At 63.9% G+C, this 20,439-nt stretch carries 18 protein-coding genes; 13 read left to right on the top strand and 5 right to left on the bottom strand.

What is annotated here, in order from left to right; translation table 11 throughout:
• Window positions 1-76: 76 nt before the first annotated feature.
• From FOY53_RS09375 to FOY53_RS09385, 3 genes are all read left to right on the top strand, one after another.
• The gene (locus FOY53_RS09375) at window positions 77-3,310 is read left to right on the top strand and encodes a YhdP family protein (protein WP_146588068.1); all 3,234 of its coding nucleotides are present in this window, start codon (window positions 77-79) and stop codon (window positions 3,308-3,310) included.
• 25 nt (window positions 3,311-3,335) lie between these two features.
• Window positions 3,336-4,388 (top strand): tRNA preQ1(34) S-adenosylmethionine ribosyltransferase-isomerase QueA, encoded by a 1,053-nt coding sequence (gene queA, locus FOY53_RS09380; RefSeq protein WP_146588070.1) that lies wholly within the window; start codon window positions 3,336-3,338, stop codon window positions 4,386-4,388.
• A gap of 225 nt (window positions 4,389-4,613) precedes the next feature.
• Window positions 4,614-5,225: a lytic transglycosylase domain-containing protein gene (locus tag FOY53_RS09385; protein WP_146588072.1), complete on the top strand. Its 612-nt coding sequence runs from the start codon at window positions 4,614-4,616 to the stop codon at window positions 5,223-5,225.
• A gap of 75 nt (window positions 5,226-5,300) precedes the next feature.
• Here FOY53_RS09385 and FOY53_RS09390 read toward each other — a convergent pair whose 3' ends face one another.
• The 4 genes from FOY53_RS09390 to miaA form a co-directional block, all read right to left on the bottom strand.
• On the bottom strand, window positions 5,301-5,906 hold the full coding sequence (locus FOY53_RS09390) for a glutathione S-transferase family protein (RefSeq protein ID WP_146588074.1): 606 nt from the start codon (window positions 5,904-5,906) through the stop codon (window positions 5,301-5,303).
• Window positions 5,907-6,308: 402 nt separating this feature from the next.
• Window positions 6,309-7,979 (bottom strand): ABC transporter substrate-binding protein, encoded by a 1,671-nt coding sequence (locus tag FOY53_RS09395; RefSeq protein ID WP_146588076.1) that lies wholly within the window; start codon window positions 7,977-7,979, stop codon window positions 6,309-6,311.
• A gap of 283 nt (window positions 7,980-8,262) precedes the next feature.
• Window positions 8,263-9,153, bottom strand: a complete 891-nt coding sequence (locus tag FOY53_RS09400) for a helix-turn-helix transcriptional regulator (protein WP_246107340.1) — start codon at window positions 9,151-9,153, stop codon at window positions 8,263-8,265.
• Entirely contained in the window at window positions 9,150-10,052 is a 903-nt protein-coding gene (gene miaA, locus FOY53_RS09405; protein WP_146588078.1) for a tRNA (adenosine(37)-N6)-dimethylallyltransferase MiaA, read from the bottom strand. The genes FOY53_RS09400 and miaA overlap by 4 nt, the downstream gene beginning before the upstream one ends.
• A 151-nt stretch (window positions 10,053-10,203) precedes the next feature.
• Here miaA and pyrH point away from each other — a divergent pair, with 151 nt between their 5' ends.
• Complete coding sequence (gene pyrH, locus FOY53_RS09410) at window positions 10,204-10,935, top strand: UMP kinase (RefSeq protein WP_146588080.1); 732 nt, start codon at window positions 10,204-10,206, stop codon at window positions 10,933-10,935.
• Between the two features lie 86 nt (window positions 10,936-11,021).
• Here the strand turns inward: pyrH and FOY53_RS09415 are convergent, their stop codons facing one another.
• Window positions 11,022-11,669 carry a GntR family transcriptional regulator gene (locus FOY53_RS09415; protein WP_146588082.1) on the bottom strand — a complete coding sequence of 216 codons (648 nt, stop codon included), beginning with the start codon at window positions 11,667-11,669 and terminating at the stop codon, window positions 11,022-11,024.
• A 297-nt stretch (window positions 11,670-11,966) separates the two neighbouring features.
• Here FOY53_RS09415 and FOY53_RS09420 point away from each other — a divergent pair, with 297 nt between their 5' ends.
• From FOY53_RS09420 to FOY53_RS09455, 9 genes are all read left to right on the top strand, one after another.
• Window positions 11,967-12,296 (top strand): hypothetical protein, encoded by a 330-nt coding sequence (locus FOY53_RS09420; RefSeq protein ID WP_146588084.1) that lies wholly within the window; start codon window positions 11,967-11,969, stop codon window positions 12,294-12,296.
• Window positions 12,297-12,480: 184 nt separating this feature from the next.
• The gene (gene frr / locus FOY53_RS09425) at window positions 12,481-13,047 is read left to right on the top strand and encodes a ribosome recycling factor (protein WP_146588086.1); all 567 of its coding nucleotides are present in this window, start codon (window positions 12,481-12,483) and stop codon (window positions 13,045-13,047) included.
• 23 nt (window positions 13,048-13,070) lie between these two features.
• On the top strand, window positions 13,071-13,796 hold the full coding sequence (gene uppS / locus FOY53_RS09430; RefSeq protein WP_146588088.1) for a polyprenyl diphosphate synthase: 726 nt from the start codon (window positions 13,071-13,073) through the stop codon (window positions 13,794-13,796).
• Window positions 13,793-14,581: a phosphatidate cytidylyltransferase gene (locus FOY53_RS09435; protein WP_146588090.1), complete on the top strand. Its 789-nt coding sequence runs from the start codon at window positions 13,793-13,795 to the stop codon at window positions 14,579-14,581. Before uppS ends, FOY53_RS09435 begins: the two co-directional genes overlap by 4 nt.
• Before the next feature lie 13 nt (window positions 14,582-14,594).
• A complete protein-coding gene (dxr, locus tag FOY53_RS09440) occupies window positions 14,595-15,761 on the top strand; it encodes a 1-deoxy-D-xylulose-5-phosphate reductoisomerase (protein ID WP_146588092.1) in 1,167 nt (388 codons plus the stop codon).
• Between the two features lie 11 nt (window positions 15,762-15,772).
• Window positions 15,773-17,116, top strand: a complete 1,344-nt coding sequence (gene rseP, locus FOY53_RS09445; protein WP_146588094.1) for an RIP metalloprotease RseP — start codon at window positions 15,773-15,775, stop codon at window positions 17,114-17,116.
• Between the two features lie 140 nt (window positions 17,117-17,256).
• Window positions 17,257-17,382, top strand: coding sequence for a hypothetical protein (locus tag FOY53_RS23965; RefSeq protein WP_281289557.1), 126 nt, complete (start codon window positions 17,257-17,259; stop codon window positions 17,380-17,382).
• Between the two features lie 113 nt (window positions 17,383-17,495).
• Window positions 17,496-19,844, top strand: a complete 2,349-nt coding sequence (bamA, locus tag FOY53_RS09450; RefSeq protein WP_146588096.1) for an outer membrane protein assembly factor BamA — start codon at window positions 17,496-17,498, stop codon at window positions 19,842-19,844.
• Window positions 19,844-20,434: an OmpH/Skp family outer membrane protein gene (locus FOY53_RS09455; RefSeq protein ID WP_146588099.1), complete on the top strand. Its 591-nt coding sequence runs from the start codon at window positions 19,844-19,846 to the stop codon at window positions 20,432-20,434. The genes bamA and FOY53_RS09455 overlap by 1 nt, the downstream gene beginning before the upstream one ends.
• Window positions 20,435-20,439: the final 5 nt, after the last annotated feature.

A 20,439-nucleotide genomic window follows, 5' to 3' on the forward strand; every position in this document is an offset into this window, starting at 1 on the left:
ACCAGAATCCCCCCTGCCGACGCCGCCTGAAGGTCAACGGCCCAAAGGTCGCCGCCGCCGCAAGGCCGGGGTGTGGATGTTGCTGTCGCTTGCGATGTTCCTCGCCATGGCCGGTCTGGTCGTCTGGGCCACGCTGGGCCGTCCTCTGACAGCGCCCGACTGGATGCACGAACGGATCGAGGCCCGGCTTGCCCAGGCGGTGCCGGATCTGCAGATCAACTTTGGCAAGGCAGGTCTGCTGGTTCAGCGCAACGGGCTGGCGCAGGTCTCGCTGTCGGACGTGCGCATCGCCACCGCGACCGGGGTTCCGGTGGTCGATCTGAGCCGGGTCAGCGTCGGCGTCCGGCCCGGGCCGTTGTTGCGCGGGGATGTTGTCCTGCGCGAGGCCCGGGTGTCGGGCGTCTTTGCCACGCTGCGCCGCGATCCGCAGGGGCGGCTGGGGCTGGCGCTGGGACCGGCCTTTCAACAGGGCGCCGGCGGGATGCCGGATCTGCCGACTTTGATTGCGCAGATCGATTCCGCCCTGTCCCGGCCACTGCTGGCTGCGCTGCGCAGGGTCGAGGTGGATGCGCTGACCGTTCGGCTGGAGGACGATCGCGCGCATCGCGGCTGGACCGGCGATGGCGGGTCACTGCGGATCACCCGCGAAGGTGGCACGCTGCGACTGACCGCCGGACTTACGGTGCTGGGACGCGGGGACACGGCGGCGACCGTTCAACTCAGCGCCGAAAGCGCCATCGGTCGGCGCGATCTGTCATTCGGTATCGCGCTCAGCCATCTGGCGTCGGAAGACATCGCGACCCAAAGCCCGGCGCTGGCGTGGCTGCGGGCGTTGCAGGCGCCGATTTCGGGCGCGCTGCGCGGTTCGATCCGCTCGGATGGCGGATTGGGGATCCTGAACGCCACGTTGCAGATCGGCGCGGGGGTGCTGCAGCCCAATACCCGCACCACGCCGATCCCGTTCAGCAGCGCGCGCACCTATTTCAGCTACAATCCCGCAACCGCGACACTGAAGTTCAACGAGATATCGGTCGACAGCGCCGTGGGACAGGCCACCGCCGACGGAACCGCGGTGATCGAAGGGCTGGAGACCGGCTGGCCGCGCGCGATGCTGGGCCAGTTTCACCTGTCGCGGCTGGTCGCGAACCCCGGCAACCTGTTTGCCGCGCCGGTGTCGGTGGCCCGGGCCGAGACCGACTTCAGGCTTGAGCTCGATCCGTTCCATCTGTCCGTCGGGCGCCTGCGGGTCGAGGGGTTGGAGGCTCCGTTATTCCTGCGTGGCGCGCTGGCGGCCCGCGAGGAAGGGTGGGACGTGTCGCTGGACGGCCAGCTGGCCCGCAGCACCCCCGACGAAGTGGCCCGCTACTGGCCGCCGGTTCTGGCGCCGAGGGCGCGGCAATGGTTTCTGAACAACGTCGTTGCCGGTCAGGTCAGCGATGCGCAGTTCGCGCTGCGAACTTCCGGCCAGGCAAAACCGTCGCTCTACCTCGACTTTGCGTTCGAGGGGGCAACCTCGCTCTACGCCCGCACCCTGCCGCCGGTCACCGATGGCGCGGGGCAATTCACGCTGATTGATCACCGGCTTTCGGTCATGCTCGAGAGCGGCACGATCACCCCGCCCGAAGGTGGGGCGGTCGACATCTCGGGCACCACCTTTGCCATTGCCGACACGCGGGTGAAACCGGCACAGGCACGGATCGGACTGAAGGCAAGGGGGGCTGTGACCTCGGCACTGTCCTATCTGGATCTGGAACCGCTGTTTGTGATGCAGAAGGCCGGCAAACCGGTCTCCCTGGCCACGGGGCAGGCCGAGATCGAGGGTCTGCTGGAGCTGCCGCTGCGCAAGGGGGTGCGCCTGCCGGACATGACATTCGACTTTCAGGGCACGCTGCGGGATGTGGCCAGTGACTCCGTAATTCCCGGCAGGCGGGTCAGCGCACGGGCGCTGAGCATCGCGGTGACCCCCCGCGAAGTGCAGATTTCCGGGCAGGCGCAGGTGGATGGCGTGCCCTTCGCCGGCAGCTGGACCCAACCGCTGGGGGTGCCGGGGGCCGGCAGCCGGGTTGCCGGGCAGGTCACGCTCAGCCCCGGTGCGGCGCGCACCTTTGGCATTGCGCTGCCGGACGGGCTGCTGAGCGGGCAGGGACCGGGTACCCTGACACTGGATCTGGCCAGGGGCAGGCCACCGGACTTTCGTCTGAGCTCGCAGCTTGCCGGGCTTGGCCTGTCGGTGCCCGCGCTTGGCTGGCGGCTGTCCCCAAAGGCCACCGGCAGCTTCGAAGTCTCGGGTACGCTTGGCCCGGTGCCCGAGGTGCGGCGCCTGGCAGTGGATGCGCCGGGCCTGAAGGCCGAGGGGCGGCTGGAATTGAACAAGGACCGGTCGTTGAACCGATTGGTGTTCTCGCGTGTACGCGCCGGTGGCTGGCTGGACGCGCCGGTCACGCTGACCGCGCGGGGGCGTGGCCGCGCCCCGGCGATCGCGGTGACGGCCGGGCGGCTCGACCTGCGCGAAATGCCGACCCGGACCGGCGGCGGCGGATCCGGCGCCGCGGGTGGTCCGATCTCTGTGGCGCTGGACCAGGTCACCGTGGCCCGGGGCATCACGCTGAACACCGTACGGGGACAGTTTACCACCCAGGGCGGCTTTCAGGGCGAGTTTACCGCGATGCTGGGGCCAAAGGCGCCGATCTCGGGGCGGATCGCGCCGCAAGCCGGGCGCAGCGCCGTGCTGATCTCGGCGCCCAACGCGGGCCGGGTGCTCGAGGCGACGGGGCTGCTGAAATCGGTCAAGGGCGGCGCGATGACCCTGCGTCTGACACCGGTGGCGGGAACGCCGGGCAGCTATGACGGGCTGCTGGATGTGTCCGAAGTGCGCCTGCAGAACGCGCCGGCCATCGGGTCGCTGCTGGATGCCATCAGCGTCGTCGGCCTGATCGACGAACTGAATGGCGCCGGGATCTACTTTTCCGAGGTGGATGCCGATTTTCGCCTGACGCCGCAGCAGCTCATTCTGCGCAGTTCCAGCGCGACGGGGCCGTCGATGGGCATATCGCTGGACGGATATTACAACCTTGCCAGCAGGGTTCTGGACATGCAGGGCGTGCTGTCGCCGATCTATATCCTGAACGGCATCGGGGCGCTGTTCACCCGCAAGGGCGAGGGGTTGATCGGCTTCAGCTTTACCCTCGGCGGGCAGACCAGCGCGCCAAGGGTTGCAGTCAATCCGCTTTCGGTGTTCACCCCCGGCATGTTCCGCGAGATTTTTCGCCGTGCCCCGCCGACCCCCGGGCAGGCGAAGGCTTCGCAATAGGTGACCCAGATCAGCAGGCGCGACCATGAAGCTACAGGATTTTGATTTCGAGCTGCCCGAGCGGCTGATCGCGACCCGGCCCGCCAGCCCGCGGTCGTCGGCGCGGCTGCTGGTGGCCGAGGGGGATGTCATCACCGATGCGGTTGTGACTGATCTGGTCCGCTGGCTGCGTCCCGGTGACCGGCTGGTGCTGAACGACACCCGGGTGATCCCGGCGCGGCTGTCCGGACTGCGTCACCGCACCGGGCCGGAGGGCCGGACCGAGGCACGCATCGAGGTGACCCTGCTGGAGCCGCAGGCCGACGGCTGCTGGTCTGCGTTGCTGAAACCGCTCAAGCGGATCCGGGACGGGGAAGAGATCAGGTTTTCCGCCGAACTTTCGGCCAGGCTGGTGGCGCGGAACGACGGTCAGGGACTGCTGCGCTTCAACCTTTCGGGCCCGGACTTTGACGCCGCGCTGGCCGAGTCCGGGGCGATGCCGCTGCCGCCCTATATCGCGGCCCGGCGTCCGGCGGATGCGCGCGACAAGCAAGACTATCAAACCGTCTGGGCCCGCCGTGCCGGGGCTGTCGCGGCACCCACCGCGTCGCTGCATTTCGACGAGCCGCTGCTGGCGGCGCTGACGGCGCATGGCGTGCAGTTCACTTATGTGACGCTGCATGTCGGGGCCGGAACCTTTCTGCCGGTCAAGGTCGAGGATGTGACCACTCACCGGATGCACGCCGAATGGGGCGAGGTTTCTGTCGCCGCCGCTGACGAAATTCGGGCAACCAAGGCGGCCGGAGGTCGGATCATCCCGGTCGGCACCACTGCGCTGCGGCTGATCGAGACCGCGGCGCGGGACGGTTTCGGCGCCTGGCAGGGGGATACGGATATCTTTATCTATCCCGGCTTTGACTTTCGCATCAGCGATGCGCTGATGACCAATTTCCATTTGCCGAAGTCAACGTTGATGATGCTGGTTTCGGCGCTGATGGGGCCTGCGCGGGTGCGGGCGATCTATGCCCATGCCATCGCGCAGGACTATCGGTTCTTTTCATATGGTGATGCCTCGCTGCTGCTGCCCGACCGCCGGTGAACCGCGCCGGGTGACTGTGCGCCGCCGCTCTCGGAAGACCCCTTGCCGAAGCGGCGGAATGCATCCCAATGGGAGGCAGGAACCTCGGACTTCACGGGCCTTGTGCAGCAGATCCGCCTTACGCCCAGATTTCCGGAGCGGTTATGGAGCCAAACTTCATCAGGCTGGCAAAACTTGGCAAAACAGATATAGTCCGCCGCAAGCAAAAGAACGGATCGAGGGATCATGCGTCTTGTCGGAACGAGTGTGGCGGTGGCCGCTACGCTGTCACTGGTTTTTGCCAGCACAGCTCAGGGTGATGTACTGTCGAGCAAGAACCGCTCTCGGTTGTTTTCGACCCAGACCCGGGTGCTGGATAACCGCGCAGCCCAGCAATACAACAACTCCATACGTTTGCAGCCCGCGCGGGTGATCACTCCGACCAAATGGGACACCGGGCAAGACGGGTCTTCGCCGGCATATCGCGGTCGCTACAAGGGGGTCTACCTCGGGATGGCACGGCTTGCGGCGCGCAAACATGCGGTGCCCGAAGACCTGTTCCTGCGGCTGGTGCAGCAGGAATCCGGCTGGAACCCGAATGCCCGCTCGCACAAGGGGGCTTTGGGGCTGGCGCAGCTCATGCCCGGCACGGCCCGACTGCTTGGGGTGGATCCATCGGACCCTGCGCAGAACCTTGATGGCGGCGCACGCTATCTCAGCCAGCAATACTCCAAGTTCCGGTCCTGGAAGCTGGCACTGGCGGCCTACAACGCCGGGCCTGGCGCTGTGGAAAAACACGGCGGTGTTCCCCCCTACGCCGAGACGCGCAACTATGTGAAGGTGATCTGGGGCGGTTGACGCCCCCTGGCCGGGACGTCACGACCGGCTGATGCGCCTTCTTCGCGGTCTGGCTCGGATCAGCCCGCAACAAAGCTAGGCGGCGGCGTTCGCGTCGCGCTGTTCCATCCATTTCCGCGCCGGGCGCGACATGCAGCGCCCGAACCAGTCGCGGATTGCCGGTGCCGCCGGCAGAAAGTCCGGCATCCAGGCATAGGGCGACGCCAGCAGCAGATCCGCCGCCGTAAATTTGTTGCCGCAGAGATACTGGTCAGCCTCAAGCGCTTTCGCCAGTGCCGTTTCGACAGCGGTGACATCGCGGAATGTCGTGTCAAAGGCCGCATGCGAATGCCGGGACATGGCGATCACATAGACCGGTTCGACAACGTTTCCGTAATAAGCCAGCCAGCTCAGGTATCTGCCCCGCAGCGGGTGGCCGACGGGAACTCCAAGATCGGAGCCGGGAAACAGATCGGTGAGATATAACATGATTGCGTTGGATTCGCGGATCTCGACCCCATCGTGCACCAGCAGAGGAACCTTGCCTTCGGGGTGCGGATTGGAGGGGTCTGCCTGGCCGCTGCCATCCATACGCGGAATGGTGACGTCCCGAATGTCGACGGATTCGTCCAGACCCATTTCGTGTACCAGCTGGACGATGCGCGAGGACCGCGACCGCGGGCTGTGGTAAAGCGTGATCATGGCAGTTTCCCTGTCTGTGCTGTGATCTTTCGCGGTGCGGCCCGTCAGGTTCTGTCAATGCGCAGGCGCAGGTCTGTACGCAGACATCCCGGCCGCGACTCACCGAACCAGCGTATCACAGCAGTGCCGAGGCTGCGCGGCTTTGATGATGTGACCGCCCCCCGCGCCGAACAGCCTGCCCCAAAGGCCCAACCGCCATCTGGAATGGTCGAGAGGCCAAAGGCCGATGCCAACCCGATCCAGACCGGCCCGAGTGGCAACAGGGCGTGCGGGATGATCGACGGCCTTGACGCCCTCGAACCCCGGGAATGCCCCGCGGTGCCCGGCACCATCCCATTGACCCAGCAGCATGGACCGCGGGCTGGCCGGGCAGGGCGCGGCGGTTGCTGCCCCAAGCGCGTGTCAGGCGCTGAAGCCCAGCTTGTAGGGATGGATCTCAATGCTCGGGTGCATCTCGGCCCCGATCACCCCGGGCCGAAAGTGACGATACAGCGAGCGCCAGTAGGGCTGAATGATCACCGCATCATCCTGAAGGATCTTTTCGATGTCGGCCATCAGCGTGCGGCGCGTGTCCGCATCGGCAATCGACAGGGCAGCGTTGAGCCGGGTATCAAATTCGGGATTTGCATAGCCGGTTTCGTTCCAGGCCTCGCCCGAGCGGTAGGCCAGAGACAGCACCTGCACGCCCAGCGGGCGGTGGTTCCACTCGGTGACCGACAAGGGATATTTCGCCCAGTCGTTCCAGAAGGTCGATCCCGGCAGCACGGTGCGTTTCACGCTGATCCCGGCGTCGCGCATCATCGCCGCCGCCGCATCGCCGGTGTTCTTGGTGAACCCGTCGTCCAGCGTGATCAGCTCGTGTTCGAACTCGGCCATGCCGGCCTCTGCCAGCAGCGCCACCGACTGGTCGGGGTTCACTTCCGTGCCGCCGATATCGGCATATTCCGGATGCACCGGGGCCACATGGTGGTTGTCGGCAACCACTCCCAACCCGGCATAGCCGAGTTCCAGGCAGATGTTGTTGTCCACGGCCATCTGAACCGCCTTGCGCACCTTGAGGTCCGCATAGGGGGCACTGTCCCCGACCAGGGTCTGCTGGTTGAAGCGCAGCACGACGGTGGCCCCGGTGACCACTTCGGATTTCTCCCAACCGATGGCATCACCGATTTCGATGAATTCGTTGACGTTCTGATACAGCATGTCGACTTCGTCGGATTCGATGGCGGCAATCCAGGACGAGGGATCGGTGCCATAATCAATGTATTCGATCCGCTCCAGAGCCGCACCGCCGAACCCTTCCGCGTCGGCGCCCCACCAGCGGTGATCGGGGTTCCTGACCAGCACGCCCCTGACGCCGACTTCCAGCGATTCCGGAAGGTACGGGCCGGTGCCCACCGGGTTCTCCAGCATGGTGTCGGGGGTGTGACCCCCATGGACCACGGCGGCGGGATAATCGGCCATGTTCACGATCAGCGTGATGTCCGGGGCGGGCAGGGTGATCCTGACGGTCAGATCATCAAGCTTTTCAACCGCGCCCGCCATCAGCCTGTTGGTTGTGAGGTCAATGATGCTGGCCATCCGCGCCGCCATCGAGTTGCCCTCGACCGACTTGTCGCACCAGTATTCCAGCATCCGCACCACATCATCGGCGGTGAACGCGTCGCCGTTGTTCCAGGTCACGCCGGGACGGACATGAAGCGTGTATTCGGTGGCGTCGTCGTTCGTCTCCCAACTTTGCAGCAACATGCCGCGCACCGTGCCGTCGCGATTGTACTCGACCATGTACTCCAGCCATCCACGGGTAAAGTTGGCGATTTCCGTCCAGTCTGCCGTGCGGGGATCCTTTACCGCGCGGACGTAGGATTCGATGCGCATCGTCCCCCCATCCCGGACGTGGGCTGCGGCCTGAACCGGCGACGCCAAGCCGCCAAGCGCATAGGCCGAAGTCGCGCTGAGCCCCAGTGCGGTGGTCCGGGTGAGAAATTCGCGGCGGTCCATCTGTCCGGCCTTGAGTTCCGCAGCGTACATTTGCGCAGCCGGGTGGACCCGACCGATGTCGTCTGCTTGGGTCATCTTGTTCTCCCTTTGGCAAATTTCAAGCGAACACAGGCCGTTTTGTTTTAGTTCATCGGTACTTGGACGGTGTGACGGCGATCTGGTGTTGCCAACATTCGGCACCAGATGCACCGACGCGTCAACGATTGTCTTTGTCACCGGCTGCTGCAAATGCGACACTTTCCGCCTTCGGAAACGACGCATGGCAACTTTGCGCCGATCCGTCCGCCAACGCACCCGTCACGGTGGTCGGCACCTTGGTTCGTGGCCGATTTCTTGCGTTGCCGCAACGCGTCCCGTGTCAGGAGCGGCGTGCCGGACCGGTCGGAACCGGCTCTGCGCGATTGGATCCAAGGCTCAGCTTGCGCAGCGCGCTCGGGGTCTGGCCGGTGTGGGTCTGGATGAACCGGGTGAAATAGGCGGGACTGTGAAAGCCAAGCGCACGCGCCACGTCCTGGATTGCCGGAGCGGGCGCGGCCAGAAGGATCCGGGCTTCGTAAAGGCGGCGTTCGGTCAGGATCTCGGCGGCGGTCTTGCCACAGCAGTCCCGGCAGACACGGGTCAGATGGGTCGGGGTCACCTCCAGCGCGGCGGCATAACCCGCCATCGGCCGGTCAGAGCGAAAGTCGCGCACCACCTGACGCGCGAACTGCCTGACCAGTCGTTGCGCAGCGGTATCCCGGGGGGCGTCGCTGCTGCCCTCGGCCTGCTGACGGGCGATCCAGACGGCGATCAGGCCGACATGTGCCTCGAGAGCGTCCTGCATCAGCGACCGCCCACGGGTGATTTCGCGCTGCATCGCCTCGATCTCGGCGGTCAGTTCGGCCTGGGCCAGACTGTCACGTACCCGCAGGTGCACCGGCGTTTGCGGCAACCGCCCGGTCAGGCCGGCCGGGCTTTCCACGACCTGCGCAAACCCCTGCGGCCCCAGATCAATGGCAAACAGCGTGCCCGCCGGAAGAAACAGCGCGTTGTGCGTGCCGATGCCCCGGCGAACCCCGTTGACGATGACCCGGCCCTGGCCGCGGGTGATCCAGATCAGCAGATTGCGCGAGAGGTCGTGCAGATGGTTCAGCCTCCAGGGGGCGCCCTGTGCATATTGGATCAGGGACTGACAGCGGATGTCGCGCCTGTCGCGCGGCGCGCCTTCGTTCATCCGGGACCGGCTGAGGAAGGCGGGCTTCTGGCTCATGCGGCCGATCCTCCGGGCTTGATCCGGGTCCAGTCCGCCATTCTGGAGCGAAACCAGGTCCGCTGCCGCTTGGCAAACTGCCGCGTCGCGATGGTGGCGCGCTCTGCTGCCTGATCCAGGGTCATTTCCCCCCGCAGATGCGCGATGAGCTCCGGCGCCCCGATCGCCTTGGACGAGAGCAGGTGCGGGTCGAAATCCGGCAGGTTGGCTCGGGCCTCCTCCAGCGCGCCGGCTCGGATCATCTGTGCAAACCGGCTGGCGATGCGGGCGTTCAGCACCTCCTTGGGAAGATCGACGACAAAGGCCTGCGCCTGCGCCAGCGGCAACAGGGGCGGCGGGGTATCGTCCTGCCAGTCCGCAATGCCACGTCCGGTCAGGCGCTGGACCTCCCAGGCGCGTTGCACCCGCATCGGGTTGCGCTGGTCGATGCGGTCCGCCGACCGGGTGTCGAGATCGGCGATCATCGCGGCCAGGCCGTGCCCCTGCCGGACCCGGTCGGCCTGAGCGCGCAGTTCGGGCGGCGTCGCCGGGATGTCGGCAAGCCCTTCGGTCAGGGCGCTGAAATAGAGACCCGTACCGCCGGTGATGATCAGCCTGTCAGGCCCGCCCAGCAAAGGGGCCACATCGCGCAGCCAGGCACCGACGGAATAAGAGGTGTCGCCGCTGATGTGGCCGTAGAGGGCGTGGGGCGCCAGGGATTCGTCGTCGCGCGACGGGCGGGCGGTCAGGATGCGCCAGTTCGCATAGACCTGAATGGCATCGGCATTGACGATCACGCCGCCCTGCGATTGCGCGATTTGCAGCGCCAGCGCCGATTTCCCGCTGGCCGTGGCACCGGCAATCAGCACCGGACGCGCCGGGTCCAGCCGGGACAGGTCGACGGGAAAGGTTGATGTCACGTCCGGTCGTCTCCGTCAGGGTAACGGTGCGGCTGGATAAAGTGCCGTTCCGTCGGTTTCAGTCGGCAAGCCGCAGCGCGGCATTGCCCCGGCGCGGGATTTGCGACATCTATGCCGGTGATCCTAGACCTGACACCGGACGGAGCGCAACATGGCCCAGACAGAGACCCCCCCGACAACATTCAAGCGCGTGATGCTGAAGATTTCCGGCGAGGCGCTGATGGGCGATCAGGGCTTTGGACTGCACCCGCCCACCGTCGAGCGGATCGCTCGGGAAGTGAAATCCGTGCACGACATGGGAGTCGAGATCTGCATGGTGATCGGCGGCGGCAACATTTTCCGCGGCCTGCAGGGATCGGCGCAGGGGATGGAGCGGACCACGGCGGATTACATGGGGATGCTGGCGACGGTTATGAACGCCCTGGCCATGCAGGCGGCGCTGGAACAGCTGAAGATCCACACGCGGACGATCAGTGCGATTCCCATGGATCAGGTCTGCGAACCCTACATCCGCCGCCGCGCCGTGCGCCATCTCGAGAAAAAGCGGGTCTGCATCTTTGCGGCCGGCACGGGCAACCCGTATTTCACCACCGATACGGCTGCGACGCTGCGGGCGAACGAAATGGCCTGTGAAGTGATCTTCAAGGGAACCAAGGTGGACGGGGTCTATGACAAGGATCCGATGAAACACGACGATGCGGTGCGCTATGACACCGTAAGCTATGACGACTGTCTGGCCAAACACCTCAAGGTGATGGACGCCAGCGCCATTGCACTGGCACGGGACAACAACCTGCCGATCATCGTGTTCTCGCTGGATGAACCCGGCGGGTTCAAGGGCATTCTGGCGGGCGAAGGAACATACACCCGCGTTCAGGGCTGACGCGCCCGCCGCTTGCCCCGCGCCGTTCGTGGTTCGGGGCCGTCAGTTGTCAGCTGCCGGGCAAACACCCGGCCAGACTGATCAGGTCAGGGCTGGGTCCGTTGCAGGGTGACCATCTTGTCCGTCACGCCGGCGATGGTCCGCAGAACATGGGCAGGATCCCCGCTGGCCGTTGAATCCGCGGTTTCCCTGACGTTGCTGAGGAACCGGCCCCAGTGCATTTCGGGATCGCGGTCGAGATCCTGCACCCGCCAGCGGATCACCCGCCAGAATGCGGCCAGCAGCGCATCGAACAGGATCTGATCCTCGATCACCAGCGACACCGCCATCTGAATCCGAACGGCGAGCGTCACGTACAGTTCCGTGTTCAGTTCCGGATCGCTCTGCAGGATCCCCATAACCGAGGCAAACTCCATCGTCGTACGGCGATGGAGCGGCTTGCCTTCCGCCAATGTCGCGGCAATCGCCGTGAGATCCCTGTAAAGAGTAAAGCATTCCGACTTGCTGGACGGCGACAGCCGGGTGACGGTTGCGCCGACGCTGGGCCGGATATCCACCAGATGCTCGCGCGCCAGAGTTTGCAGCACCTGCCGCACCGGAGTACGGGACACATCGAACTCGCGACCCAGGGCGCTCTCTTGCAGCGGGAAGGATTCTTCGGGTGGCGTCAGGCAAATCCGGGTCCGTAATGCATCCAGGATGTCCTGATGCAGGAAATATCCGTCTTTAGGCATCGGGTAATCCTGTTTGTGTAATGGTGCTTGTGCACGTGTATACAAATCAGCTTCAAAAACTTCAAAGACTTTATTTTGTCCAAATCTAACGGAGTCTTAACGGAAAATTTTGTGACCCCACGTCACTTGGAATCCTGCCTTATTTTCGCCACAATTTCCCGCGAAACGTGTTTTCAAAGCGATTGTATACCGGTACTCTCGAGCACGAGAACTCCGGTACGCTGGAACACGAGAATTCCGGTGCGCAAAAGCAAGACGCGGCAGAGCCCCGACGGGCACAACGAAATGGAGACGACGATGAAGATTCATAATCTGTACAAGACGTCCTGCATTTCGCTTCAGGACGTGAAGTCCAAGACCGCCGATCTGCCCGCAGATGTTCTGACCTCCGAGATCCGCTCGGTGCGTCGTTACCGCGATTTTCACCGGATCGAGGCGCGCGTCACACTGGTGATGCGCCCGGCCGCCCAGGCACCTGCCGAGCGGTACACCTTTCTTGTCAGTGCGCCGATTGCGATGCGCGAGCAGGGCGCCACGCGCCGCGAACTGATTGATGCGGCACAGCGCCTTGCGCTGGTAGCCATCCGCGACTCTGCACAGTCGCACGGAATTCGGAACGCCGCCTAGCGTTCTGTCTATCGGATAAGGGTAAGCCTGCCCTTATCCCGCCCACTTACCTCCCGTCCTCGTGGCGGGAGGCTTTTTTTTGCGCGCCGCTCTGGGGCCGTGAAATTCAGCGCCGGTCTATACATGCGGGGTGCTGTGCTCTAAACCACTGGCAAAACGAAACTGCCGGAGAGTGACAGAGCAGATGGCCGAAGATTTCGAACTGGATACCGACGATCTGAAACGGCGCATGGATGGCGCCATGTCCAACCTGCGCACGGAATTTGCCAGCTTGCGGACCGGGCGCGCCTCGGCGTCGATGCTGGAGCCGGTGATGGTCGACGCATACGGGTCAATGACGCCGATCAATCAGGTCGGCACCGTGAACGTGCCCGAAAGCCGCATGGTCACGATCAATGTCTGGGACAAGGGTCTGGTCGGCAAAGTCGAAAAAGCGATCCGCAACAGCGGTCTTGGCATCAACCCGCAGCTCAACGGCACGATCATCATGCTGCCGATTCCCGAGTTGAACGAAGAACGTCGTCGCGAACTGACAAAGGTTGCGGCACAATACGCCGAAAGCGCCCGGGTGTCGGTGCGCAATCTGCGGCGTGACGGCATGGACCAGATCAAGAAGGCCAAGGCCGACAGCTCGCTCTCCGAAGACGATCAGAAATTCTGGGAGACCGAGGTCCAGGACCTGACCGACAGCTACATCGCCAAAGTGGATGAAATGCTTGAGACCAAGCAAGCCGAAATCATGCAGGTCTGAGTCGTCCGAATAGGGGGGCCGTGATGGCCAAGCCGATCCGCGAGGGCAATGGCCCGCGCCACGTCGCTGTAATCATGGACGGCAATGGCCGCTGGGCTCGCCAGCGCGGTCGGCCGCGTCTGTTCGGCCATCACGCCGGTGCCAAACGCATTCGGGAACTGGTGGAGGCCTGTCCCGATCTCGGGGTGCGGTATCTCACGATCTTTGCGTTCTCGACCGAGAACTGGAAACGGACACAGACCGAAGTGGCCGGTCTCATGAGCCTGTTCCGGCGTTATATCGCCAAGGAAACCCGGGCCCTGCGCGAAGAAAACGTGCGGGTGCGGTTCATCGGCGACCGGGTGCGGCTGGACAGCAAACTGATCAGCTTGATGGATGAGATGGAAACGATCACGGAACATTGTGATGGTGTGAACCTGACGGTGGCGCTGAACTATGGCGGCCGGGACGAGGTGGCACGCGCCACGCGGCGGTTGGCGCAGGACGTGGCTGCGGGCAAGCTATGCCCGGATTCGGTGAATGAAGAAACGCTGCCAAAGTATCTTGATACATATGTTTTACCGGATCCTGATCTGGTGATCCGTACCAGCGGCGAGGCGCGGATTTCCAATTTCCTGCTGTGGCAGTCCGCCTATGCCGAATATGAGTTTGTCGATACGCTCTGGCCCGATTTCAGTGCCGAAGAGTTCGGTCGCCTGACCAAGGCCTTTGGTCTGCGCGATCGCCGGTATGGAGCGGTACGGGCATGAGCACATCACGTTGGGACGATCTGATGCCGCGGCTCCTGTCCGGGGTGACCATGGTAATCGTCGGTCTGCTGGCCATCTGGGCCGGCGGGTTGTGGTTTCACGGCCTCACGGTCCTGGTGAGCGGCATCATGGTCTGGGAACTGGTCTGCATGCTGGATTCCAGGCGCAGCAAGTCGTCGCTGGTGCTGGGCGTCATTGCCGGATCGGCATTGATGCTGGCGATCGAAGTGCCGGTGGCGTTCGCGCTGCCGTTGCTGCTGCTGCCCTCCATGGTGGGCCTGGGCCGGATGGAGCGGGGCGGCGTGACATATGCGGTCTATACGGCGGTGATCCTGCTGGCGGGCTATGGCCTGATTTCCCTGCGCAACGACTTTGGCCTGACCTGGATGGCCTGGCTGGTCACGGTGGTCGTGGTCACCGATATCGCCGGTTACTTTGCCGGCCGGATCATTGGCGGACCCAAGTTCTGGCCCCGGGTCAGCCCGAAAAAGACCTGGTCCGGCACCGTCGCCGGCTGGATCGGCGCGGCGCTGGTCGGGTTCGCCTTTGCGGCATCGACCACCGCCGGGCTGGGCCTGATGAGCATCAGTGTCGCGGTGGCGATGGCCAGCCAGATCGGCGACATTGCGGAAAGCGCGATCAAGCGGCGCACCGGGGTCAAGGACAGTTCGAACCTCATTCCCGGACACGGCGGATTGCTTGACCGGTTCGACGGCATGCTCGGGGCGGCGCTGTTCATCGTGATCGTCGGGCAACTTGTCGGATTGCCGACCGCCACGCCATGAGATTGGACCAGCCATGAAGCGCGTCTCGATCTTCGGGGCCACCGGTTCCATCGGTCAGAACACGATTGACCTGATTGCACGGGCGCCGGACGAGTACGAGATCGTCGCTCTGAGTGGTGGCAGGAACGTCGCGCAACTGGCTGAAGACGCACGGAATTTACGCGCCGAAGTGGCGGTGACGGCTTTTGCCGAGTGTCTGCCGGACCTGCGGGCGGCGCTGGCGGGAACGGGAATCGCGGCGGCCGCCGGAGAAGAGGCTCTGCTGGAGGCCGCGGCGCGCCCTGCGGATTGGGTGATGTCGGCGATCGTCGGGGCCGCCGGGCTGGCGCCGGGGCTGAAAGCCTTGGAGCAGGGCGCGGCCCTGGCCCTGGCCAACAAGGAAAGCATGGTCTGCGCCGGGCCGCTGATCATGGCCACGGCCCGCGCGCATGGCGGTGTGGTGCTGCCGGTGGACAGCGAGCATTCGGCGGTGTTTCAGGCACTGGTGGGCGAGCGGATCGAGGATGTCGAACGTGTCGTTCTGACCGCCAGCGGCGGCGCCTTCCGGGACTGGCCACTGGAGCGACTGGCACAGGCGACCCCCGAACAGGCGGCGACACATCCCAACTGGGACATGGGGCAGCGGATCACCATCGATTCGGCGTCGATGTTCAACAAGGCACTGGAACTGATTGAAACCAGAGAGTTCTTTCAGTTGGACCCAGCCAGGATCGAGGCTGTGGTGCACCCGGAATCGCTGGTCCATGCGCTTGTGGGATTCCGCGACGGGGCCCTGATGGCCCATGTCGGCCCAAGTGACATGCGCCACGCGATCGGCTATGCATTGCACTATCCCGAACGGCGCGCGCTGCCGGTCGAGCGGCTGGACCTGGTTCAGATCGGCCAGCTGACCTTTCGTGCCGCCTGCGAGACGCGCTGGCCTGCGCTGCGGCTGGCGCGCGATGTCATGGCGGCGGGCGGGCTTGCCGGGGCGGTGTTCAATGCCGCCAAGGAACAGGCGATGGATGCCTTCATCGACCACCGCATCGGTTTTCTTCAGATGGCAGAGGTGGTCGAGGTGGTTCTGAACCGGCTTTCGGCGCACAAGAGCCATATTGATGCCGAGATTTCTCTTGATAACGTGCGGCAGGCGGACCATCTCGCCAGAGTGACGGCCGACGAATATATACGCAACGGATAAGGGCAGACGTTTTGGACATGACCACTTTGATCCCGCAGTTCGGGGGCGTTCTGTGGACGCTGCTGGCTTTTGTCGTCGCCCTTTCGGTGATCGTCGCGATCCACGAATACGGACATTATATTGTCGGGCGCTGGTCCGGGATCGATGCCGATGTCTTTTCCCTGGGCTTTGGCCCGGTGCTGTTCTCGCGGGTCGACAAGCGCGGCACCCGCTGGCAGTTCGCGCTGTTACCCTTTGGCGGATATGTGAAATTCAAGGGTGACAGCAACGCCTCGGGCGGCAAGGACGACGCCGCGATGCTGACACTGTCCGAGTCGGAACGGCGGCGGACAATGAACGGCGCGCCGTTGTGGGCGCGCACGGCGACCGTTGCCGCGGGTCCGGTGTTCAACTTCATCCTGTCGATCATCATCTTCACCGGGATATTCATGGTGCGCGGCGTGGTGTCCGAGCCGCTGACCGTGGGCGAATTGCGCCCGCTTCCGGCGGTGCAGGAACTGCGGGCCGGAGACGAAATTGCCGCCATCGAAGGTGTGGTGCCGCCGGCCTTTGACGATCCGGTGGCCTTCAACTCCTTCCTGGACAACCTGCCGGTGCAGGAACGGCTTGTCTACACCGTCATCCGCGACGGCCGCGAACGCGATGTGTCGGGCCCCTACGTCTATCCGCCGCTGGCAAGCCAGATCGTGCCGCGCTCGGCGGCGAGTGACATCGGCATGCGGGCGGGAGACGTGATCGAAAGCATCAACGGCGATCCGATCTTCGCTTTCGATCAGCTCAAGCAGCAGGTCGAATCCTCGGACGGGGCGCCGCTGGCGCTGCGCGTCTGGCGTGACGGCGAACAGCTTGACCTGACGCTGACGCCGCGCCGCACCGACGAACCCCAGCCCGACAATTCCTTCCAAACGGTCTATCGCATCGGCATCGCCGGCGGCATGCTGTTCGAACCTGCCACCGTGACACCCGGCCCCTGGGACGCCGTCACGTCGGCCGTGGCGCAGACCGGCCGGATCATCGAGGGATCGCTGTCCGGGCTTTGGCACATGGTGACGGGCGCGATCAGCACCTGCAACCTGTCCGGCCCCATCGGCATCGCCGAAACCTCGGGCGCGATGGCGAGCGCCGGCACCACCAGCTTCATCTGGTTCATCGCCGTGCTGAGCACCGCGGTGGGCATGCTGAACCTGTTCCCGGTGCCAGTGCTGGACGGCGGACATCTGTGCTTTTTTGCCTATGAGGCGGTCTCGGGGCGTCCGCCCAGCGATCGCGCACTCAAGGTGCTGATGTCCATCGGACTGACGTTGGTATTGGGCCTGATGGTCTTTGCCCTGTCCAACGACATCTTCTGCCCGTAACTTCGGGGTCCAGCGCTGCGGGCAGGGTGCCTGTCGCGGTCGAAATCCCGGGCCATGCGCTGATCATTGTGCGTGGTCCAATTCCTGCCACAATTTCTGGGCATGATGGGACTTCATTTCAGTAACCCAAAGAGTGAACCATGCAGACGTTTTCCAACGGCTTCCGCAGCCTCAACCTGTTGCTGAACCTGAACTGGGATCGGCTTCTGTATCTGTGCACGGTCGTTTTCGCGCTCTTCTTCGGCGCCTTTCTCGGATCCCTGTGATCCGAGCGCCGTCGGCCGGTCAGTTCCCGGCGATTTAGCCGACAACGGCTTTTGACAACTTTCGCCATTCCCGTTACTCACAAGGCGAGTGGGATGGCGAATGGAATGGCAAAATGACCGATAAAACGGCAGCGCCCGGGCAGCGCACAAAGACAATCTTTACCGGAAAACGAAAGCGCCAGATCGTCGGAGCGGTTTCCCTAGCGTTTGCAGTGGGTTTCACGACGCTTCCGCATATCGTGCTGGCCCAGTCCTACACTTTCAGCAGCGTCCAGATCCAGGGCAACCAGCGTATCGAGCCGGGAACGATCCTGAGTTACGCCGGAATCGGTCGAGGTCAGGCCGTGTCGGCAGCCGAGCTGAACGACGCGTATCAGCGCATTCTTGGCTCCGGATTGTTCGAAACCGTCGAAATAGTGCCGCAAGGCAACGCACTGATCATCAAGGTTGTCGAGTTCCCCACGATTAACACGATCTCCTTTGAGGGAAACCGACGCATTGGTGACGAAGAGCTGGCATCGCTGATTCAGTCGCAATCTCGCAAGGTCTTCAACCCCCGCACCGCCGAAGCGGACGCCCGCAAGATCACCGAAGGGTATTCGCAGCAGGGCCGTCTGGCGGCCAGGGTGCAGCCCAAGGTGATCCGGCGGTCCGACAATCGTGTCGATCTGGTCTTTGAAGTCTTCGAAGGCGGTGTGACCGAGGTCGAGCGCATTGCCTTTGTCGGCAACGACCAGTTTTCCGACCGCCGCCTGCGCCGGGTGCTGGGCACCAAACAGGCCGGGATCTTTCGGGCAATCATTTCGTCCGACACCTTCATCGAGGATCGTGTGCAGTTCGACCGCCAGGTGTTGCAGGATTTCTACACCTCGCGTGGTTACGTCGATTTTCGCATCACCGGCGTCAACGCCGAAATCAGCCAGGAACGGGACGGCTATTTTGTCACCTTCAACGTCGAGGAAGGTCAGCAGTTCACCTTTGGCCAGGTGTCGGTGGCATCGGATCTGCCCGAAGTCGATACCGAGGTGTTCCAGAACGAGATCAGCCTGCGCTCTGGCAAGGTCTATTCGCCCAACCAGGTCGACAACGAGATTGCCCGGCTGGAACGGCTTGCTATCCGCGAGGGTCTGAATTTTGTCCGCGTCGAGCCGCGTGTGACCCGCAACGAACGGAATCTGTCGCTGGATGTCGAGTTTCAGCTGACCCGTGGCCCGCGGATCTTTGTCGAGCGCATTGATATCGAGGGCAACACAACCACGCTGGACCGTGTGGTGCGGCGCCAGTTCAGGATCGTCGAAGGCGACCCGTTCAACCCGCGCGAAATCCGCGAAAGCGCCGAGCGTATCCGCGCCCTTGGCTTCTTTGCCAACGCCGAGGTCGAAGCCCGCGAGGGGTCCAGTCCGCAGCAGGTCGTGATCGACGTGAATGTCGAAGAGCAGCCCACCGGGTCGATCAGCTTTGGCGGTTCCTATTCCTCGTCCAGCGGCTTCGGTCTGGCGATCGAATTCCGCGAACGCAATTTCCTTGGCCGCGGGCAGGGCATCAATCTGGGGTTCAACACCGCATCGTCGTCCAAATCCTATACCTTCGGCTTCAACGAGCCGGCCGTTCTGGGCCGTGACCTGGGGTTTGGAGTCGGGCTGTCCTATACCGAGACAGACAACGAGAATGCCGACTACGACACCGCCATAGGGCGTTTTTCACCGTCTCTGACCTTTCCGATCTCAGAGAATGGCGAAATGACCCTGCGCTATAGCACCAAGTATTCGGACATCAGCCAGACCGACACCGTGGTCGGCGCCCTGGTGGCGGCAGAGGCAGCGGAAGGTCCGCGCTGGGACAGCTCGGTGGGCTACACGCTGAGCTATGACACCCGGCGGTCCGGTCTGGACCCGACCAAGGGCATCAAGCTGGAGTTCGGCCAGGACTTTGGCGGACTTGGCGGCGATACCACCTTTGTGCGCACCAACCTGCGCGCCGTGGCCCAGCAACTGGTCCTGAATGAAGAAGTCACGCTGCGCGCCAGCTTTGAAGCCGGATCGGTGAACTATTCCTCCGGAGGCAGCCGGGTGACCGACCGTTTCTTCATGGGGCCGTCGATCATGCGCGGATTTGAACCGGGCGGGATCGGACCGCGCGAACGCACCGCGGCCGGTGTCGATGATGCGCTGGGGGGCAACCTGTTCGCCGTCGCGCGATTCGAGGCGGAATTCCCGCTGGGTGTGCCCGACGAATACGGGGTTTCGGGTGGCGTCTTCTATGACATCGGATCGCTCTGGGATCTGGATGCCACCAATGCCGACGTGATCTATGAGGAATCCTCGATCCGTCAGGTGGCCGGGATCTCGCTGTTCTGGGACACGGCGATCGGGCCGCTGCGGTTCAACTTTTCCAAGGCGCTTGTGAAAGAAAAGCATGACATCCCGCAGGAATTCGAACTGACGATTTCGACCGAATTCTGATGCAGCCCCGGGCGATTTGCAGGCGCCTTGGCTTTCTGCTGTCGCTGCTGGCATTGCCGGCGGCGGCCGTATCGCAAACCCGGGTGATCGATGCGCCTTTGTCAACGGGCGAGGCGGCAAGCCCGATCCTGACGCTGGAATCCGACCGGCTTTATGCCGAGAGCGCCTTTGGCCGCCGCATTCAGTCCGAACTCGAGGCATCGCGCGAGGTGCTTGTCGCGGAAAACGACAGGATCACTGCCCAGCTGACCGAAGAGGAACAGCGCCTGACGGACAAGCGCCCGAGCATGGCGCCAGCCGACTTTCGGGCGTTGGCGGATGCCTTTGACGCCAGGGTGCAAAGGTTCCGCCGCGAGCAGGACGAGAAGGCGCGCGACCTTGACGGGCGCAACGAAGAGGCCCGCCGCGTGTTCATTCAGGCGGCCCGCCCGGAAATTTCGGCGATCTTGCAGGAAACCGGCGCCGCGCTGATTGTCGAACGGCGCATCGTGATCGTCAGCGCGGACGCGGTCGATATCACCGATCTGGCCATTCGGCGCATTGATGCGGTCATCGGAGATGGCGGTACGATCCTTCCGACGCAGCCCTGAACCAC

This window comes from Puniceibacterium confluentis (genome assembly GCF_007923445.1).
GTDB lineage: Bacteria > Pseudomonadota > Alphaproteobacteria > Rhodobacterales > Rhodobacteraceae > Puniceibacterium > Puniceibacterium confluentis.

Coding starts and splice junctions, on each gene's coding strand:
- FOY53_RS09375 (WP_146588068.1), top strand. CDS start 77: ATGTTGCTGTCGCTTGCGATGTTCCTCGCCATGGCCGGTCTGGTCGTC.
- queA (WP_146588070.1), top strand. CDS start 3,336: ATGAAGCTACAGGATTTTGATTTCGAGCTGCCCGAGCGGCTGATCGCG.
- FOY53_RS09385 (WP_146588072.1), top strand. CDS start 4,614: ATGCGTCTTGTCGGAACGAGTGTGGCGGTGGCCGCTACGCTGTCACTG.
- FOY53_RS09390 (WP_146588074.1), bottom strand. CDS start 5,906: ATGATCACGCTTTACCACAGCCCGCGGTCGCGGTCCTCGCGCATCGTC.
- FOY53_RS09395 (WP_146588076.1), bottom strand. CDS start 7,979: ATGACCCAAGCAGACGACATCGGTCGGGTCCACCCGGCTGCGCAAATG.
- FOY53_RS09400 (WP_246107340.1), bottom strand. CDS start 9,153: ATGAGCCAGAAGCCCGCCTTCCTCAGCCGGTCCCGGATGAACGAAGGC.
- pyrH (WP_146588080.1), top strand. CDS start 10,204: ATGGCCCAGACAGAGACCCCCCCGACAACATTCAAGCGCGTGATGCTG.
- FOY53_RS09415 (WP_146588082.1), bottom strand. CDS start 11,669: ATGCCTAAAGACGGATATTTCCTGCATCAGGACATCCTGGATGCATTA.
- FOY53_RS09420 (WP_146588084.1), top strand. CDS start 11,967: ATGAAGATTCATAATCTGTACAAGACGTCCTGCATTTCGCTTCAGGAC.
- frr (WP_146588086.1), top strand. CDS start 12,481: ATGGCCGAAGATTTCGAACTGGATACCGACGATCTGAAACGGCGCATG.
- uppS (WP_146588088.1), top strand. CDS start 13,071: ATGGCCAAGCCGATCCGCGAGGGCAATGGCCCGCGCCACGTCGCTGTA.
- FOY53_RS09435 (WP_146588090.1), top strand. CDS start 13,793: ATGAGCACATCACGTTGGGACGATCTGATGCCGCGGCTCCTGTCCGGG.
- dxr (WP_146588092.1), top strand. CDS start 14,595: ATGAAGCGCGTCTCGATCTTCGGGGCCACCGGTTCCATCGGTCAGAAC.
- FOY53_RS23965 (WP_281289557.1), top strand. CDS start 17,257: ATGCAGACGTTTTCCAACGGCTTCCGCAGCCTCAACCTGTTGCTGAAC.
- bamA (WP_146588096.1), top strand. CDS start 17,496: ATGACCGATAAAACGGCAGCGCCCGGGCAGCGCACAAAGACAATCTTT.
- FOY53_RS09455 (WP_146588099.1), top strand. CDS start 19,844: ATGCAGCCCCGGGCGATTTGCAGGCGCCTTGGCTTTCTGCTGTCGCTG.